22 protein-coding genes and 1 tRNA gene are annotated in these 17,405 nt (G+C 65.1%); 20 read left to right on the top strand and 3 right to left on the bottom strand.

Annotation, left to right across the window (positions count from 1 at the left end; translation table 11 throughout):
• Positions 1 to 654: 654 nt before the first annotated feature.
• From ACIBG0_RS40255 to ACIBG0_RS40345, 19 genes are all read left to right on the top strand, one after another.
• Positions 655 to 1,494, top strand: a complete 840-nt coding sequence (locus ACIBG0_RS40255; RefSeq protein WP_397040567.1) for a hypothetical protein — start codon at positions 655 to 657, stop codon at positions 1,492 to 1,494.
• A 119-nt stretch (positions 1,495 to 1,613) separates the two neighbouring features.
• The gene (locus ACIBG0_RS40260; RefSeq protein ID WP_397040568.1) at positions 1,614 to 2,285 is read left to right on the top strand and encodes a GntR family transcriptional regulator; all 672 of its coding nucleotides are present in this window, start codon (positions 1,614 to 1,616) and stop codon (positions 2,283 to 2,285) included.
• A gap of 179 nt (positions 2,286 to 2,464) precedes the next feature.
• A complete protein-coding gene (locus ACIBG0_RS40265; RefSeq protein ID WP_397040570.1) occupies positions 2,465 to 2,680 on the top strand; it encodes a DNA-binding protein in 216 nt (71 codons plus the stop codon).
• Positions 2,681 to 2,825: 145 nt separating this feature from the next.
• Positions 2,826 to 3,158 carry a hypothetical protein gene (locus tag ACIBG0_RS40270; RefSeq protein WP_397040572.1) on the top strand — a complete coding sequence of 111 codons (333 nt, stop codon included), beginning with the start codon at positions 2,826 to 2,828 and terminating at the stop codon, positions 3,156 to 3,158.
• Complete coding sequence (locus ACIBG0_RS40275) at positions 3,155 to 3,451, top strand: hypothetical protein (protein WP_397040574.1); 297 nt, start codon at positions 3,155 to 3,157, stop codon at positions 3,449 to 3,451. Before ACIBG0_RS40270 ends, ACIBG0_RS40275 begins: the two co-directional genes overlap by 4 nt.
• Positions 3,448 to 3,840, top strand: coding sequence for an RRQRL motif-containing zinc-binding protein (locus ACIBG0_RS40280; RefSeq protein WP_397040576.1), 393 nt, complete (start codon positions 3,448 to 3,450; stop codon positions 3,838 to 3,840). Before ACIBG0_RS40275 ends, ACIBG0_RS40280 begins: the two co-directional genes overlap by 4 nt.
• Positions 3,837 to 4,307, top strand: coding sequence for a hypothetical protein (locus tag ACIBG0_RS40285; protein WP_397040578.1), 471 nt, complete (start codon positions 3,837 to 3,839; stop codon positions 4,305 to 4,307). The genes ACIBG0_RS40280 and ACIBG0_RS40285 overlap by 4 nt, the downstream gene beginning before the upstream one ends.
• Positions 4,304 to 5,356: a hypothetical protein gene (locus ACIBG0_RS40290; RefSeq protein WP_397040580.1), complete on the top strand. Its 1,053-nt coding sequence runs from the start codon at positions 4,304 to 4,306 to the stop codon at positions 5,354 to 5,356. Before ACIBG0_RS40285 ends, ACIBG0_RS40290 begins: the two co-directional genes overlap by 4 nt.
• Entirely contained in the window at positions 5,353 to 7,362 is a 2,010-nt protein-coding gene (locus ACIBG0_RS40295) for a hypothetical protein (RefSeq protein ID WP_397040582.1), read from the top strand. Before ACIBG0_RS40290 ends, ACIBG0_RS40295 begins: the two co-directional genes overlap by 4 nt.
• Before the next feature lie 43 nt (positions 7,363 to 7,405).
• Positions 7,406 to 8,014 (top strand): hypothetical protein, encoded by a 609-nt coding sequence (locus tag ACIBG0_RS40300; protein ID WP_397040583.1) that lies wholly within the window; start codon positions 7,406 to 7,408, stop codon positions 8,012 to 8,014.
• 21 nt (positions 8,015 to 8,035) lie between these two features.
• Entirely contained in the window at positions 8,036 to 8,410 is a 375-nt protein-coding gene (locus ACIBG0_RS40305; protein WP_397040585.1) for a hypothetical protein, read from the top strand.
• Between the two features lie 37 nt (positions 8,411 to 8,447).
• A complete protein-coding gene (locus ACIBG0_RS40310) occupies positions 8,448 to 10,280 on the top strand; it encodes a hypothetical protein (RefSeq protein WP_397040586.1) in 1,833 nt (610 codons plus the stop codon).
• Position 10,281: 1 nt separating this feature from the next.
• Complete coding sequence (locus ACIBG0_RS40315) at positions 10,282 to 10,638, top strand: hypothetical protein (RefSeq protein ID WP_397040588.1); 357 nt, start codon at positions 10,282 to 10,284, stop codon at positions 10,636 to 10,638.
• On the top strand, positions 10,635 to 10,994 hold the full coding sequence (locus ACIBG0_RS40320; RefSeq protein ID WP_397040591.1) for a hypothetical protein: 360 nt from the start codon (positions 10,635 to 10,637) through the stop codon (positions 10,992 to 10,994). The genes ACIBG0_RS40315 and ACIBG0_RS40320 overlap by 4 nt, the downstream gene beginning before the upstream one ends.
• A 3-nt stretch (positions 10,995 to 10,997) precedes the next feature.
• The gene (locus tag ACIBG0_RS40325; RefSeq protein ID WP_397040593.1) at positions 10,998 to 12,005 is read left to right on the top strand and encodes a toprim domain-containing protein; all 1,008 of its coding nucleotides are present in this window, start codon (positions 10,998 to 11,000) and stop codon (positions 12,003 to 12,005) included.
• A 34-nt stretch (positions 12,006 to 12,039) separates the two neighbouring features.
• The gene (locus ACIBG0_RS40330; RefSeq protein WP_397040595.1) at positions 12,040 to 12,447 is read left to right on the top strand and encodes a hypothetical protein; all 408 of its coding nucleotides are present in this window, start codon (positions 12,040 to 12,042) and stop codon (positions 12,445 to 12,447) included.
• Positions 12,448 to 12,450: 3 nt separating this feature from the next.
• Complete coding sequence (locus tag ACIBG0_RS40335) at positions 12,451 to 13,365, top strand: hypothetical protein (protein ID WP_397040597.1); 915 nt, start codon at positions 12,451 to 12,453, stop codon at positions 13,363 to 13,365.
• Entirely contained in the window at positions 13,362 to 13,592 is a 231-nt protein-coding gene (locus ACIBG0_RS40340; protein WP_397040599.1) for a helix-turn-helix transcriptional regulator, read from the top strand. The genes ACIBG0_RS40335 and ACIBG0_RS40340 overlap by 4 nt, the downstream gene beginning before the upstream one ends.
• Positions 13,593 to 13,684: 92 nt before the next feature.
• Positions 13,685 to 14,812 (top strand): tyrosine-type recombinase/integrase, encoded by a 1,128-nt coding sequence (locus ACIBG0_RS40345; protein ID WP_397040600.1) that lies wholly within the window; start codon positions 13,685 to 13,687, stop codon positions 14,810 to 14,812.
• Between the two features lie 43 nt (positions 14,813 to 14,855).
• On the opposite strand, the gene ACIBG0_RS40350 is transcribed toward ACIBG0_RS40345, so the two are convergent.
• Positions 14,856 to 14,929: transfer RNA gene (locus ACIBG0_RS40350), tRNA-Pro, on the bottom strand.
• Positions 14,930 to 15,022: 93 nt separating this feature from the next.
• On the bottom strand, positions 15,023 to 15,775 hold the full coding sequence (locus ACIBG0_RS40355) for an acyl-[acyl-carrier-protein] thioesterase (protein WP_397040602.1): 753 nt from the start codon (positions 15,773 to 15,775) through the stop codon (positions 15,023 to 15,025).
• A gap of 113 nt (positions 15,776 to 15,888) precedes the next feature.
• Here ACIBG0_RS40355 and ACIBG0_RS40360 point away from each other — a divergent pair, with 113 nt between their 5' ends.
• Complete coding sequence (locus tag ACIBG0_RS40360; protein ID WP_397040604.1) at positions 15,889 to 16,407, top strand: hypothetical protein; 519 nt, start codon at positions 15,889 to 15,891, stop codon at positions 16,405 to 16,407.
• Here the strand turns inward: ACIBG0_RS40360 and ACIBG0_RS40365 are convergent.
• Positions 16,404 to 17,405, bottom strand: coding sequence for an LLM class flavin-dependent oxidoreductase (locus ACIBG0_RS40365; RefSeq protein ID WP_397040606.1), 1,002 nt, complete (start codon positions 17,403 to 17,405; stop codon positions 16,404 to 16,406). The genes ACIBG0_RS40360 and ACIBG0_RS40365 overlap by 4 nt on opposite strands.

Below are 17,405 nucleotides of genomic sequence, written 5' to 3' on the forward strand. Positions count from 1 at the left end.
CCCGGAGAACTGATGTCCATCAGCCCGGAGATCTGCTGTCCGCCCAGCCGGACCCGCCGAATCCATCCGCCCGGATGTCCCGATGTCCGTTGACAACACCGCGAAACAACCCGATGCAGAAACAGATTGCGCCGGGACACCGCCGGGAGAATGACGGGACACTGCTGGGACTATGCCGGGACCAACCAAGTCCCGGCATAGTCCCGGCACCCAAGATTAGAAGTGCCGTCTGAAGTGCGCCTTCGGCGCAGGGCTCTCGCTCTGCCCGGTCCACACTCTCTATGGCTTCGCTGTTCATAGAGAGTGTGGACCGGGCAGAGCGAGAGCCAAAAACAAGACAGAGCAAGCAAGTTCAATGAAGGTGCATGGAGGGAGGGACCACAAAGGAATGACCACAAAAGGGGGGCTGGGTGGGTGGTTGCGTCAGGTGCGGACGTTACGTTGCAGAGCTGCGCCGCCTCCGACGGCGTGTTCGCGCGTCAGGACGCGCTCAGTGCGACAGCCAATCCAGGTGGATGCGCGGAGGTTTCGAAACTGACCACAAGAGGAGGGTCTCCCCCAGCTGAGTACAGCTCGAGATCCGATCGCGCATGCTGCCATGCGCATATAGAGCAACTGACGGCCGAACGGGCTGGCCCTCGACACAATTGAGTAATGACTGGACTTGTGCTGACACCGGACCGGCGAAACGAGCTCGCTTCGATGCTGGAGGACGAGGCGCGGTTCCACGCCGACTATCCGGCAGTGGCTGACTATCTCGCCACGGCGCCGAGGCTGGCGGGCACGGATGATCCGCAAGCCGACTCAGCATTCGATCTTCGCCTGCTGCACTACATGACCGGAGGCCATTCTGAGTCCGGCAACCCGTACTGGGACATCGTTGCGCCCGCAGTACACGAGGGCGGCGGGCGCCGAGTCATCAACGGAGGGCGATCACAGGGAAGTGCGCGTCTTGGCTACGCGCAGACTGTACTTCAGGCCGCCTACGCCTACGCTGTCCCTTCACCCGAGACCTTGCAGCGTATGACGGAATGGTGTTCGGATCGGTCGATCGTTGAGCTTGGAGCAGGTCGGGGGTACTGGGCTGCACAGCTGGCCAATGTTGGATGCAAGGTGAGCGCCTATGACTCGGAGCCGCCTACCGACGGTGAGAACGTCTCTTTCCCGCTCTCGCCCGGACAGCCAGCTGCATGGTTCGACGTCGTAGGGCTCTCCGGCTTTGACACTCGTTCCCAGTTCGGAACGAATCCTGTTCTGTTCCTATGCTGGCCACCCGGCTGGGGCGACACGATGGCATCGACTGCACTCGCGGACTATTCGACCGCAGGCGGGGATCGCCTGATCTATGTCGGCGAGCCGAAGGGCGGCAAGACCGGCAACGACGCCTTCTTCGATGCTCTTGCGCATGAGTGGGAATTGGTTGACCAAGATCCTCAATTCGTCTCGTGGTGGAACTTGCGAGACGTCGCACAGTGCTGGGTTCGGCGGCATTAACACCTTCTGACGAAGCCGTCACAGCACATATGAGGAGATAAGGCCCGGCGGCAGCGTAGGGTCATTACTGCGTATACACAGGTGCGTATACAGTCACTGATCGGAAGGGGACCCGGCGCATGTCCGAGCCGAAATACGTCCAGATCGCAAACAAGTACGCGCGTCAGATCCGCAGTGGAGCGATTCCGCCGAAGACCCGGCTGCCGAGCTATTCCGAGATCGCCCATGACCACAACGTGTCGGAAATCGTTGTGCGCAAAGCGGTTGAGCAACTACACCGCGCGGGGCTTGTGCGAACGGTTGAGCGCCGCGGCACCTATGTTGTCGAGCGCCCAAACCTGACGCGGCTCGCCCCAGAACGCCAGATGGAAAGCCCTGAGACCACGTTCGGGAGTGAGACCGACCGTCCCGTGAGTGTCGAGCGCGAGATTGAACGCGTCAAGGCGACAGATGAGCTGGCAGACGACTTCGGCATCGACGTCGGCGATGAGCTTGTGCACGTTGTGACTCGCGCAACGGAGGACGGCAATCCTGTGTCGATTTCGGACACGTATCACCTGCCTGACCAAGAGACCCCCGACGCAACGTTTTTGGAGGAAACCCTCGCCGAGCAGATCCCGACCGCGCTGCACGCCACATGGTTAAACGTTCCGGCCGGGGACTCAGCAATCACTGTTCATCAGCGTTTTCTAGACAACGACGACAACCTACTCATGGTCTCGGACGTGACCTACCCGCGCGGCCGGTACCAGGCATTCTCGTTCCGGATGACGGTCTCGCCATCTGGGTAGAAACTTCGCTCAACCGTCGATAGACGAAGCACAACCGTCAAGAGGGCTTGATCAGTTACCTGATCAGGCCCTCTTCTTTATGCCCACCTTCTGTGTATACGCAAGCATTGTGTGTATACACAGCTGCGTATACGCTGTTTGTGTATACACAAGCACTGCGCATCGAAGGAGTGGCATTCATGAGCAAACGGCACAGTTCGGCCGGGGAACGGGCAAACCTGATCAGTCTCCGTGACGCTGCGGAGCTGGCGGGTGGAGTGCACCCAACCACCATCCGCCGCTGGGTTGACGGCGGACTCCTGGAGGGATTCCAGGTGGGCCCGCGGTTGATCAAAGTCGACCGCAACCAGGTCCTCGCCCTGGTTCGACCGCTTGGCCAAGGCGGTGCAGCCTGATGCGCGCTCGCACATTCGGATTCGCGGTTGCGGCCGTGTCGATCGGTTACCTCGTTCTGACTCATCCCGCAGTTGTCGGCTTCACCGTGATGCTGCTGGGAGCGTTCGCGTTTTGGAGAGCGTCCCGTCGGTGGGGTGTGCGGCGATGAGCGCGCCGCGGCAGCAAGGACCGGTGGGGTACACGGTCACCCATTTCGACCAGGGCCGTGGGCATACGGCGTTGCATTCGATGGCGGGACCTGAATTCACCGGAGTCGGCGCGATCTACGCGCCATTGGGGTTGTTGCCTCCAGTGCTGCGGTTGGTGGCGGTCGGTGTGTTGCTGCTGGTCGCGATCGGTTCCTGTGCAGCACTGAAGGACACCGGGTATCACTATCCGCCGTCACAGAACATCTGCCGTTCAGCGAATTCCGGTGTACCACCGGAGAAGCCGGGTTCGTGCGCTCCGGTTTCGCAGGTCTCGGGGGTGGCGCGGTGAGCGCGGCAAGTGACGACCGTTCGAGGGCCGAGGCGCGGGCACGGTTCGAGTGCCTGTCGACTACCGACGAAGTGCTGTTCGACATGTCGGAGGCCGCATGGGTGTCGATGGAGCGCAACGACTTCGCCCAGACCACGGGTGAGCGCGCCAAGCTGGACTACCTCAAAGGTGTTCGGGACGCGGTCAAGCGCGAGACGAACGAGGCACGGCGCAGCTGGCGGGCGGCGCTGGAGCGGGATATCGCTCAGCAGCGGACTCGAACAGGTTCGCGGCGGATCGAGCGGTCGCGATGAGCCGGTTCCACGATCCCGAAGGCGAGAAGTACGGCATCCCGACGTGGCCGTGGGGTTTCGCGCCGCCACATCTGCGGACCCGTCGTCAACTGGCTCGAGAGGGGCAGCGGCCGAGCGCCGACCACGAAGCCCAGGTGTTGCGTGCTCGAGGTGGGGCACGGGGGCCGTTGAAGGCCTACCTGTATGACACGGAAACCGCTGTGCCGAAGCGAGTTCCGACACCTGCTCAGTTGGAGGCGTTGGAGCTGGCTCGGATGGAGCGGTCGGTGCGGGCGTGTGAGCGTCGCGGCATCGACGCCGCCGATATGCGCGAAGTGATCGAGCAGGCCCGCCGCGATATCGCTGCGCGTCGACCTGATCGGCAACGCGGATCGGAGCGGAGCCGATGAACCGCGAATCCCCCGACGGCACCGTGTATTTGCTGCATTTCGAGCGGCCGTACCGACACGCCAAGCATTACACGGGTTGGACCACCGATCTGGATGCCCGGTTGGCCGAGCATCGCGCCGGGCGCGGTGCCCGCTTGTTGGCAGTGATCAAGGACGCCGGTATCGGCTGGTCGCTGGCTCGCACGTGGGACGGCAACCGCGGCCGCGAACGGCAATTGAAGCGTGAGGGCGGAGCGACCCGGCGCTGCCCGATGTGCGGAGTGACACCGCGACCGGCGGAAGACATGCGCGAGGTGGTGCTCAAGGCCCGCGCCGACATCGCCGCCAGCCGCACCACCCGCGATCCGGCGGAGCCGGTCGAGCGGTTCGACGCGCGGAATGTGTCGGCGCACGAGATCGACCGGATCTGTTCGGAGATCGAGGCCCGCCGCGCCGCCAGGAGCAATGGAAGGGAGCGGAGTCGATGAACGACAACAAGAAGGATCGCTACGGCGAGTTGGAATTCGAACATCTCGACCAGATCATCGACGGGTTGCGCGGCGCGGGTGCGACGTACCGCGAGATCGGCCAGACCCTCAGGGTTTCGGCCCGCAGGGTCGAACTGGTGCTCGGTGAGGTCTCGGCATTTCGTGCCCGCGGCTACAGCCAGGTTGAGATCAGTCGTCGTGTCGGCCTGCCGCGGACCACGGTGCAGGACCTGCTGCGTGCGGAACGATCGCCGATATCCACCGCGCGTAAAACGGCGGTCCTCACCGCGTTGGCGGATATGCGGGGGATGCAGCTCGACGTGCTGGGTTGGTACCTCGGCGTGGAACGCAACCACGTCTATCGGCTGGTTGCTGATCTGGTCAAAGACAACAAGGTTCATCCGCTCGAGCAGGTGCAGCCCGGTGAGAAGTGGGTGGTCCCGACCCGCGTGACCGCAGCGCGGTATCTGGGGTGGCGTCCCAAGGACTGGCATCCACCCCTGATGTACGCCGAGCATCATCGGGCCGTCGCACAAGCCCGGATCATGCTGGTCGGCAACGCAGCGGATCGGTGGATTTCCGAACGTCAGCTGTGGCGGCGAGCCGCCGTCGAAGCATCGGAAAACCGTTCCGCACGAATCGAATTCAGCACCGGCCGACGCCCGTTGTCGGGCCGACCACACATTCACGACGGCCGGTTCCACGGCGAAGTCGATGGGCGCCGCGGGTGGTGGGCCCTGGAAGTCGAGCTGAGCCTCAAAGACCGCGCCCACATGGATATCGCGCTGCAGGGCGCGGTGCGGGCGGCGCGAGACGCCAAGACCGAGACCGTCATCGGGCTGCTCTATCTATGCCGGACGGTGCAGGTCCTCGACGGTGTCACCGCAGCTTACGACCGTCTCCCCTCCGAGCTCAGCAACCTGTCGCTGCTGTTCGCCGCAGGTGATTTCGACGACGAGTGGACCTCCTTCCTCGCCGCCCGCAACCAGGCCCGCGCCGCGAAACTCCGCGCCCGCAACGGTCTTCACATCTCCAGGGAAGCATCATGACCAACCAGAATTGCCAGCCGATCCTCACCCCGACAGATTGTGGCCCAATCGGGTCGACAACCGCCGCACCACCGGCCGCGCCACCGTCGATCGTGCAGGATCCGCCACCATCGATCGAGGTGCATCCGGTGAAGCCACCGGTGCGTCAGCTCGACGGTATCGATCTTCCGGATCTGAGCGGCCTCACCCATATCGCGGGGACCGCGACGGTGTGCGGGGTGGTGGTGGTCGCGATGTTGGTCATGATCGTGGCCGTCGCGGCACGGTGGCCGTTGTCGCCGCACCGGTTGCGGAACTTCGCGATCGGATCACTGCTGCTGCCCGCGTCCTCGGCGTTGGCGGGTGGTTCGTGGACCACGCCCGCGGTGCTGTTGTGGGCGGGCGCATCCCGCGCCGTCGATGGTGATTGGGCCGGGCTGCCGATGATGCTCGCGCTCGGCGCACCGGTCGCGGCGTTGCTGGCTACCTATTGGTGGGCGAAATTCGTCAACAAGACCAACACGGTCGGCTTGAAGTCCCTTGGGCGCACCGAACGAGTCCAGCACGCGTTGACAGCACGCCGGGCCGCCGCAGCGGCGCGTGCCGCGAAGTTGGGTGCGCCGTTCACTACTGGGGACGGGATTGTGTTGGGGCCGTTGGCTGATCGGACGTCCTCGACACCGTTGGGGGTGTGGTCGGAGCTGACCGCCAGGCATCAAGCCTGGCTGGTGGTGCCGCACAAGGAGGCCCGCCGCCAGATGGCGATCATCAAGACCACTGGTGGCGGCAAGACCGAGACCATCAAGCGGTTCGGGTTCGCGATGCTCGAATACGAGTGGACCGCCTGGCAGCGCTGGAAGGACGTACCAGCGATGCGGGCCAAGCACCCGCGTCCGCTGCTGGTCTTCGTGTCCTGCAAAGGCGGTGAGGACGACCGGGTCCTGGGCCGTGAGATCCGGGATCTGGCGACCCGCAAGGGAATCGAGCCACACAAGATCGCGATCGTGCCCGAGCAAGACCGGCTCGACGTGTGGGACATGCAAGCCCGGGATCAGCGGGCAGTGCTCGGTGACATGTTCAACGCCGGGCAGGCCAGCACCAGCGAGGGCCAGCACTTCGACGAAATGCGCCACCGCATCGTGTCCCTCGTGGTCGACGCACCCGTCGGTCCACCCCGCTCCTCCACAGAGTTCCTCGAGCGGCTCAGTGTCGAAAAACTGTGCGACATCTGGGGCAACGCCCCTGATGTGGTGCGGATGGTCGAGGCGTTGCAGTCGGAAAAGGTCCCCCAGATCGACGACATGTTGATCAAGGCGTCCAACCTGTTCGACCGGCTCCAGGACGAGCACGGGCGGATGGTATTCGACGGTGGCGTCGATCTCGACGACGTCGATGTGCTGTATGTGACCGTGCCGGGCATCGACAAGGACGCCGCCCGCGCTCAGGTTTCCGCGATCCTGCGGATGCTGATGCAGCGCGCCGGGCGCACCGCCAAGGACCAGCGCCGCTCGATCACCCTCATCATCGACGAACTGTCGGCCACGACCACCGACCAAGGGTCGATCGGGCTCGAAGAAGTCTGCGAACGTGGCCGCTCCCAGGGCGTATCGGTGATCTTTGCCGCGCAGTCTCCCGAAGGCATCGCCCGAGATCAATGGTCGCTGAACCGGATCCTGAAGGCCTGCGCGGGCGGGGTGATCATCGGCTACTCCGAAAACGCCGGGGAGCTGTGCAAACACTTCGGCCCGATCCATCGGATGCTGCCCTCGCGGCACCTGATCAAGGGCCAACGCCACGGCGACGAGGGCCAGGTCTCGATGGGCGAGAAATGGCTCGTCGACCCCGACCGTGTCCGCGAATTCGACACCGGCGACGTCGTTTACGCCAAAGCCGGACGCGCCCAATTCGGCCGCGTCGTCCCCGTCAACCCGACCGAATTGCTCCCGATGCCGGGCACATCCGCCGCCAAACGTGCGCAGGCCTCCCCCGGTGACCCCGCCACTTCCGGCGCCACCGCCGTCGCCTGAACACCCCGCTTCTGTTCCTGAACCCGATTGGAAGGCAATACCAATGCGCATCATCCGCGACAACGACCACAACGACGAAGACCCCGACGAGCAGCGCGAGCCGATCGAGCCGAAAGCGATCGGCGACATCCTCGCCGACGAGTTCTCCGACTACCTCGCGGACGTAGCAGCCGCGGCCGACACCCCGAACCAGGACCACCGGGACACATCCAAGCCGCACGCCCCGGTGCGGCCGGTCCTGCGGGTGGTCCAAAACAACGACACTAACGATTGCGTGCAGGAGTGGGACAAGCCGCTCGATCCCGACACAGTTGCGAAGGCTGGTCGCGCGGCGCGGCGGCGGATGGTCCGCGGCGCGGCCGGGGGCTCCTCTGTCGTGGTCACCGCGACCCTGCTTTCGACGTGGGGGCAGCCGTGGATCGTGACCGGCCCGATGGCCGCTTACGGCACTGGATGGCTGGTCTACCTGTGGTGGAACGCCGCCCTGCGGCCGAGCATCCCCGATGTCCTCGCCACCGTCACCAACGGCGTCAGCACGGCATTCGCCGTCGTCATCACCACTATCGCTGCACTCGCGCGCGGCCTGGTCGACCGGATCGACACCGCCCGCACCCGGCACGAAAACAACCGGACCACGGGCGCGACCCGGTAACACCGAAAGGAATGAAAACCCATGTCTGACAACGCCGATGACCGGATTTTGCCAATCCCGTCCGATCTGTACCGAGAGATAGCCGCGTTCTACGACCAGATCGGTCAGATGCGCGACCAGCTGAATCGAGTCAGCGAACGCTATGTCGATCTGGCTCATTCGCCGCAGTCGCTGGCGGTGGACAGCTTCGGTGAGCCGATCGAACCCATCGACGCCAACGGTGCAGTGCTAACGGCACTGGACGACGCGGACCGACGACTGTACCGGGTCGAGGCCGCGGTCGACGAGGCCCGCAAGAACGCGAGCCGGTTGAAGCTCACCGACCAAGCCGATCAGGAACGCGAGCGCCGTCTCGCTCAACAGCGAGCCAGCGGCAGCCGTCGCCGCAGTCGATAGCCGTCAATCCCCTTATTGCTGAAAGGAATTCGCTGATATGACCGACCATAGTCCTGAAGATGAGTTGATCGCCGAGGCCCGCAAGTTCGGGTACGCGATGAAGGAAATGCTGCGTTTGCACGCTCAGGCCGGGAACTGGCTGGAGCGTCGCCGGATCCGCAAGCAGATCAGCCTGACGTTGCGCGAGCAGCGCCGCAGCGAGCAGGCCGACCGCAAGAACCAGCTGGTGTGGACCCAGCAGATGATCGACCGTTACCGCGCGCACTCCCTCGCGGTCGCCGAGCGTGCCGCTGATCCGCGTGTCGATCACCAGCGCCGCTACCGCGATGTACAGGCGTTGACCCGCCACGCGGATGATCTGCGTTCACGCGTGGTCGGCAATGCCCGGTTGACGCGGGTCGAGCAGGGCATTGCGTTGGATGGTGTGGACGCGGCCACAGTGTTCCCGCAGTTCGAGCCGGGCCGGTTGTTCGACAAGGCCCACAAGGTGCGCGGTATCGAGGCGTTGCGCTACCGGGCGCAGGTCGCTCGCACCGTCCGTGACCAAGCCCAAACCTCGCAACACGAGCGGATACAGCGGGCCCCGCAGTATGAGGCGAGCCTGCGCTGGGACAGCGCCACAGGACAGGATCCGATCGTCGAAACCCGCGGGTTCGACAGTGCCCGTGACGGTTTGGAATGGATGTACCGCGATATCGACCACGCGATGTGGGTCGACGGGCAAACCGTGGACGCCAGCCTGCGCGATCCGGCCGGACGGCAGTTGTATCACCGCCACGGCGACCCCGAGATGGTGGCCGAACAGCTCGAACACCCACTCGGCATCATCCGCGGCGCCGATGGCGGGTACCGGCAGAACCCGCGCACAGGATTCTTCGCTGATGCCGATACCCTCGCCGACCACCAACGCACCGTCGCCGACGCCGCCACCGAACAGCGGCGCGCCACCGTCGAGCGTCCGCCCCAGCACGAGGCGGCGAAACCGTTCGTGGCCAACGTCGGACCCACCGACGTGTACGTCATGGATGGCCGCGAGTTCGCGAAGCTTGCGCCGCAGGACCGTGACCGGATGAGCAGGTTCGAAACCCGAGAGCAGGGTTACGACTGGATCCTGCACCAGCTCGACAACTACCGCGACACGAGTAGCCGTGCCGGTGGGGACTTCACCGCCACCATCCAGGAAGACGGCCGCAGTCGCAGCGCCGAAGTCGTCGAGGGTCCGCTCGGGATGGTCACCGACGAAGTCCGTGCCCTGCGCGACCAACACCAGCGGCGCCAGCGCGGACAGGCCACCGAGCAGCCGGTAACCCGTCCTGTCGAGCAGCAGTCGGCCGCACCGGTAGATCCGGATCGGTTCGCCGAGTTCGAACGCCAGTTGAAAGACATCTCCATCGACCGCGACCGCCTCGAGAACCGAGTCGGGTTGTTGCAGCGCGGTCTGGACGCGGTCACCGCCGACCGCGACGAGTTCAAGCGCAACCTGGCCGCCGCCGAGGGACGCATCGAGGAGTTGAAGAACCGAAACATCCGCCTCGCCAACGAGATCGGTGAACTGCGCGACCGCCCGAAGGTCGACCAGGTCGCCGCCGAACGCGACCGCTACAAGCGTGAACGCGACGAAGCCGTCCAGAAACTCGCCCAGACCTTGTGGACCCAGCGAAACGGGCGCGCAGCAGATCGAGCCGAGCAAACCCAACGGAACGGCGAGGAACAGCACGTGGTGATCGACACCGAGGACAACCACACCGCCGAACGGGCCAAGCCTGCCGAACGGCTCGACGACACGCAACCGTGGCGGCCCATCGACGTCGACCACCAGCGTGCCGAGCGTAATGGTCAGCGCCGCAATGGGATCGAAAGGAGCCGTTGACATGGAACGCGAGCATGAGGAAGCCATGCGCGCCGACTTCACGACCTATGTCGAGCTGGGGCGGCAGATGTACCGGCCTTCGACCAGTGAGGCCGAGATCCAGCTCCTCGACATGCAACAGCAGGTCGTCGCCGACCGGTGGGAGTCCGGTCCGCACGCCGAGCACTGGAACTACCTCGAAGACGCCCGTGAGGACTGGCGGCGAGCACCGGACACCATGCGCCGGTTCCTGGACAACGTCGACCACAACGGCGGATACGGCCTCACCGATATCCAGCGCCGCAGCCAGGAACAAGCCCGCGACCTCACCGCACAAGACCGCCCACGGACACGGTCGCGGATCGAACGAGGGCGGTGAACGTGATGCACATCGAGCACGAGGAAGCGATGCGCGAGGCGTTCACCGAACTCGACCGGCTCACCCGCATGGCCTACCGGCCCGAAGCGACCGAGGCTGACATCCACCGCCTCTACACCGAGGGCGCCGCGATCGATCACGGTTGGCACCACGGACCGCACCGCGAGCAGTGGTGGTTCCTGAAAAACGCTCGCGCCCAATGGGTATCCGATCCTGATGTGATGCGGCGCGCGCTGGTCGAATCCCTGCACACGCCAGGCGGGAAGTTGGATGCGGTGCAGCGACGCAGCATCGAACAGGGCCGTGTCCTGGCCGCTGCCGACGCCACCCGCCCCGAGATCGAGCGGGGGCGGTGAGCGATGCAACCGCAGCAGCCGCAGGGGCACTCGTACCAGGTGGTGACCGACGCGTTGATCCGCCGGGTCGGACCGCCGCCACACCCGCGCGATCCGATGCAGTGGACGAACTACCTGTGCCCGGTCCACGAGGCCGACGGGCAGCACCACAACCCGTCACTCGGTGTGCGCTACGACCCGCGAGAAGGCAAGACGTGGGTGCGGTGCTGGGCACACTGCAACGACGAAGAAGTCCTCGAGCGGATCGGGTTACGGGTACGCGACCTCTGGGACCGACTGCCCGAACGCGACCCGAACCAGCAGCGCAGCAATGGGATTCACGGTCAACGCTACGGGGTGGCTGAGCGACGGGCGTTGACACCGGTTGAGCGGGCGATCGCGGCGGCGAGGTTCCCGATCCTGAACAAGCCGGATCTGGGAGCACAGACCGGGCCCGCGGAAAACGTCGACACCTACGTCTACCGGTGGCACACCGACCAGATCGAAGGCGCGGTGTTCCGAATGCGGACCCCGCACGAACACGGCTACGCGAAATCGTTCTGGCAAGCCCGATGGACCGGAACCGAATGGGCCAAAGGCGGATTCGCGCCGATCCCCTGGAAACTCACCGACATCCGCGAAGCCCTCGACACCGGCCGCGAAATCTTCGTATGCGAGGGCGAAAAGGACGTCCAGGCGGCGAACCGCGCCGGACTGATCGCGACCTGCAACGCCATGGGCGCCGGGTCCTGGACCCCCGAACACGCCAAATGGTTGCGCGGCGCGGCCCGAGTGATCGTGGTCGCCGACCGCGACCGCCCCGGCTACCAGCACGCCGCCAAGGTCGCCGACACCCTCATCGGGACCGTCGGAGAGGTCCGGGTCATGCAGGCCCGCGTCGGCAAAGACCTCGCCGACCACTTCGCCGCCGGACACCGCACCGAGGAACTCGAACCCGTCAAACACCTCGACCGACCCCACCCGCAGCGATTTCGCGAACCCACCACCCGGGTCCGCACCCGAAACCGCTGACCAGCATCAACCACAACAGGAAGGACCCACCCTCATGACCACCAGCAACCTCGGCGCCCGTTTCCGTCGCGCCGCCCGCCCGACCTCGGCGTTCGGCCGCAACAGCGCACCCGGTACCACCGTGACCGGTCGCGTCACCGCTGCGAACGAGGAACCGAAATTGAAGTTCGACGGCGCACCCGACGAGGTCGAACTCGACGACGACGGCAAACCCGTGATGCAGCTGATCGTGACCCTCGCCACCGCCGGCGGGCCACGGAATCTGTACGTGACCTGGCGGATGGAACAAGCCATCGGCGCGGCCCTCGACACTGCGGGCGTGGCCGACTTCCGGATCGGGGACACCCTCGCGGTCACCTACACCGGACCTGACCCCGACTACCCGAAGGCCCGGTTGTTCACCGCCGTCTACACCCCCGCCGCCGGGCAGAACGGTGCGTGAACCGTGACCGGACACGACTCCGGTGCAAACGTGGTGCGCAGCAACGACGCTGCGCACCACCACGCACCAGACGATGCACAGCCCAGTGCACAGGCATCTGCGCGCCCGGTGCGGGCGTGGCCGGTATTGCTGTTGGCTCTTCCGGCATTCGTGGCGATCTGGTCCGGATGGGTTGGCCTCGGTGAACTGACCGGATTCGGTCCGGTGCACCCGCTGCCCGGGATTGCCGACAATTTCGAGATCAATACCGCGATCACCCTCCCGATCGGGATGGAGGCATACGCCTCCTACGCGCTGTCGGTCTGGCTGTCCGGACGCGTCCGATCCGACAAAACCCGCAGCTACGCGATGTGGTCGGCATTCGGCAGCCTCATCCTGGGAGCTGTCGGCCAGGTCGCCTACCACCTCATGCAAGCCGCGGGTGTCACCGTGGCGCCGTGGCCGGTCACGGTGATGGTCGCGTGCCTCCCCGTTGTGGTCCTCGGTATGGGCGCCGCCCTGGCGCACATGATCATCCGCGAGCACCACACCGCCCCGCCCGAACGCACCGACTTGGAACCTGCGCACCGGCCCGAGCCGGTACGCACCGTCTCGGTGCGCGAGGTACACACCGAGACGCGTTCGACATCGACAGAACTGACCGAATCCCGGGCGGCCGAACTCGAACCAGCCCAACGCATCGAAATCGAAGCCAGCGCACCGCCCGACCGATGGGCCATGGTCGCCGACCAGGTCTGCAGCGCCGATCGCGCGGGACGCCGCGACCCTGACAAAGTCGCGGAAATTCTGCGGCTGCGCCACGAGCAAGGCTGGTCGCACGCCCGCATCGCTGAGCGCGTCGAGCTCAGCTCATCGTCGGTCACCCGCACCCTCACCGCAGCACAGGAATTCACCAGAACAGAAGGAACCGAACCATGACTACTGATAGAGGGGAAATGTCGGAGCTGGCTGAGAACGCCTGGTACACCACGGAAGACGTTGCCGCAGTGCTCAAGGTCGATCCGTCGAGCCTGCGACGTTGGCGGACAGCGCGCCCACCGCAGGGTCCTCCGTTCGTTCATCTGTCCGACCGAGTGACGCGGTACCTCGGCGCTGATGTTCTGGCCTACCTCCGACGCAACCGCATTGACCCGACGGCCGCGTGATGGGTACCGATCCAGTTCGAATGATTCCGCTCGGGGTGGAAATCCGAGCGGATATCGAGGAGCGAAAACGAGCTACACCCTTCCGAGCGCGTGTGCGGTGGTCCGATCCCGTCACCAAGTCGCGCCCATCCAAGTCGGCAGCATTCGACACGCGCGAGGAAGCGGAAGAGTGGGTAGATCGGATCAGGCGCGCCGCGGCACGCGGTGTTGATCCGAAGACCGCGACCGCCACTCTCAATGATTACGGCGATGACAACTGGGCTGCGGCAATGCGCGGCCTGGAAGAGAAGACAGTGGGCGACGCTTACCTACCAGCATGGCGCCGTCGAGTGGTCCCGGCTCTCGGGCATATTCCGGTGACCATGGTTACCGCAGGTCTGGCCGACCGCGCGGTCATGAACTGGATCGCCGAAGGAGTAAGCAAATCGGCGGTCAAGAACAGCTTGGCCGCACTATCTCGAGTACTGGACCAGGCCGTCCGGGACGAGGTGATCGACCGGAACCGTGTCGAAGTCAGCGGCTGGCAACGCCAATACGAGCGGTACGAGGACGAACTCGACGACCCGCGATCGCTTGCGCTGCCCGATTGGGCGGCACTGACCCGGCTCGCGGACGCCCTGATCGCTGCGTCATCGGACAACTACCAGGGATGGGGTGATGTCGTCGTCTTCGCGGCCTGCACTGCGACCCGAATCGGGGAAGTCTCCGGATGCCGTGTCCGCGATATCGACACCGACCAATGGATTTGGCGATTGCGCCGCCAGACCTCACCCGGACCGGGCGGGCTGAAAGACAAAGGAACGAAAGGCAAACGCTCCCGCAGAATCCCGATTATCGAAGACATTCGCCCGTTGGTGCTCCAACGAATTAAAGCCGCCAACCAGGATCCCGACGCACGACTTTTCGTCGGCCCCCGCGGTGGACGAATCCAAACAGGAGTGCTGCACAAGGCAACTCACTGGGACAAGGTGGTGACAAAGGTCGGCTACGAACATCTACGTCGGCACGGACTACGCCATACCGGGCTGACCTGGTTCGCCGACGCTGGCGTCCCCCTGCATCGACTCCAGCAGATCGCCGGACACACCGACCCCCGGATCACCCAGCGATACCTCCACCCCGACACCGAGGCGCTCCAAAACGACGGCAATCTGCTCTCGATACACCTACGAGCGCCCCAACGGTCCCCAAATGGTCCCCAACTACGCATCGTCCAATAACAGCAAATCCCCTCCGACCCAGGTCGGAGGGGATTTTTCTATGTCGGGCTGACAGGATTTGAACCTGCGACCACCTGACCCCCAGTCAGGTGCGCTACCAAGCTGCGCCACAGCCCGTTGCGCCTGGTGTTCGGGCGCTCGGAAAGATTACCTCAGGGGACGGTCAGACGCCGAATCGCCTGGTTATCGGTGTGGCGGGTGGGGCGGGAGTCAGCGTGGGGTGACGCGGGCGGCGGCTCGGGGGTCGTCGGCTACGGCGAACCAGGCGTCGAGGGTGTCGCCGGTGCGGCGGCCGACTACACGGACCTGCTCTCCCGCGGTCAACGGTTTGCTGTATTCGATGACGGTGCGGTGGGGGCCGGAGGTGAGGTCGGTGTGGGTGGCGAGGAGTTCTTCCAGGGCGCTGAGGTAGATCGCGTTGTTGACGTGGTCGAGCCAGTCGAAGTCGGCGACGCGCAAGGGAAAGGGCACTTCTTCGACGTCGGGCCCGGTGGGTAGCGGGTCGGTGAGTGCCGCCTTCCAGCGCAGGCGGTGGTCGGTGGTGCTGGCGAGCATGGGCTCCATGAAGCGGTCACTCATGCGAGCGGGAACACCGGATTCGGTGCCGAAATGAATGAGAAATCCTTCTGTTTCGACCAGACCACCCTTGCTGCCGCAGATCTGCACGCGCATATTGCACCAGCGGTTGGACAGGGCCGAGCACCAGCGGCGCAGGGTGACGTGCTCACCGAACTCGATGGGTTCGAGGACGTCGATGACGGTGCGGCGGACGACCCAGCCGCGGTGGATGTCGCCGTCCTGGACGGCGTCGAGGTGTTCGAAGCCGATGTCCTGCAGGTAGCGGGCGATGGCGTCGAGGCGCAGACGCCGGTTCCGGTCGGTATCGGCGAGGCGGACCGGCCAGCCGGTTTCGAACGGGGTTCCGACGGTAGGGCGTTCCGGCAGCACGCTGGGAATGACCATGCACGGATAATGCCAGGTGCCGGCGCGTCGGTCGCACCCCACCCGCTCGGCGTGTCGAAGTGCTCCCGCCAGTGGTGATAGGTATTCGCACTCCGTTAAATAACGTTGAAGCTATGAGTCCCCCGGCCACGCCGTGGTCGAACCAGCCCAAGGGCCTCCCCAGCAAGGAGTCCAGCGGCGGCGCGGAGCTGGCCATCGACCCGGTGATACTCACTGCCATCACGATCCCGTCGAAGCGTGGACGGCACTACCCCGATCTCGGCATGCTCATCGGCACCAGCTTCGCGGTCCTGCTTTCGTTGGTGGTGTACTTCTTCATCGCATCCGTGGATTCGGCACCGACTGCCGGATCGGCGGCCACCAATGCCACCGCCGTCCCGGCGAACGCGGTCCGGGTCGATCACGGGCTGACCATCGGTAAGGTCACTGCCAACGACGGCAAAACGCTTGCGGTGCAAGGGATTCTGGGTGCCACGACGAACGTTCACGTCAACGCCGCTACCCGGGTACTCGTCCTCACCGGCAGCCGCGTGTCGGATGTGGCGGTTGGTGCCGCGGTCGTCATCTACGGCAATAAGGAAGTCGACGGCACCATCACCGCGAACATGATCGTCGGCGGCTCGCTGAGTTAGGGCGCTACCGGCGCGGTGATGAGCCCACCGGTGAGTTCGACCGACCGCAGCCGGTCAGCGATCTCGGTGGCGTGGTGGGCGACGATGAGTTCATCCGCATCGATGGACCCCGCGAAATCCGCCAGGTACGAACGGACTTCGGCGGGTGTGCCGACGGCGGTGTACCTGGTCATCGCGCTGAGCTGGCTGCCGTTCGGCGAGGCGAGGAATGCATCGATCTCCTCATCGGTGAAGTCCGTGCCCGCCGCACCACGGCGAATCATGGCTCGCGCGCGAGCACGGTAGGAGATTGTCTTCTGCGCCACCGCCGCATCGTGGTCCTCGGCCGCGAACACATTGACACCGGCCATCACATACGGCTCGGCCAACTGCTCCGACGGCCGGAAACTGTCACGGTAGACGGCGACCGCCTGGTGCAGCGCGTCCGGTGCGAAATGAGATGCGAAGGCATATGGCAGGCCGAGCTGAGCGGCGAGCTGCGCACCGAAGAGCGACGACCCTAGAATATAAAGCGGCACAATGCCTTCCGCGCGCGGCACTGCCTGCACACCGGGCACCCGCGAGTGGCCCGACAGATAGCCCTGCAACTCCAGCACGTCCTGTGGAAAGGTGTCTGCGGAGGAGGGATTGCGACGCAGCGCGAACATCGTCTTCTGGTCACTGCCCGGCGCGCGGCCGAGCCCGAGGTCGATCCGCCCAGGGAACAGCGTCTCCAGCGTGCCGAACTGCTCCGCGATCACCAACGGCGAGTGGTTGGGCAGCATGATGCCGCCCGCGCCGAGTCGAATGGTCTCGGTATGCGCGGCAACGTAACCGATCAGCACGCTGGTGGCGCTGGACGCGATCGAGCGCATGTTGTGGTGCTCGGCGTACCAGACGCGTCGATAGCCGCTGCGCTCAGCGGCCCTGGCCAGCGCGACGCTGTTTTCGAAGCTATCGCGTGCGGTGCGGCCGGGTGCGACCGACGCCAAATCGAGGATCGACAGTGCGGTGGGCAT

It is taken from the genome of Nocardia sp. NPDC050630 (genome assembly GCF_044457245.1).
Taxonomy (GTDB): domain Bacteria; phylum Actinomycetota; class Actinomycetes; order Mycobacteriales; family Mycobacteriaceae; genus Nocardia.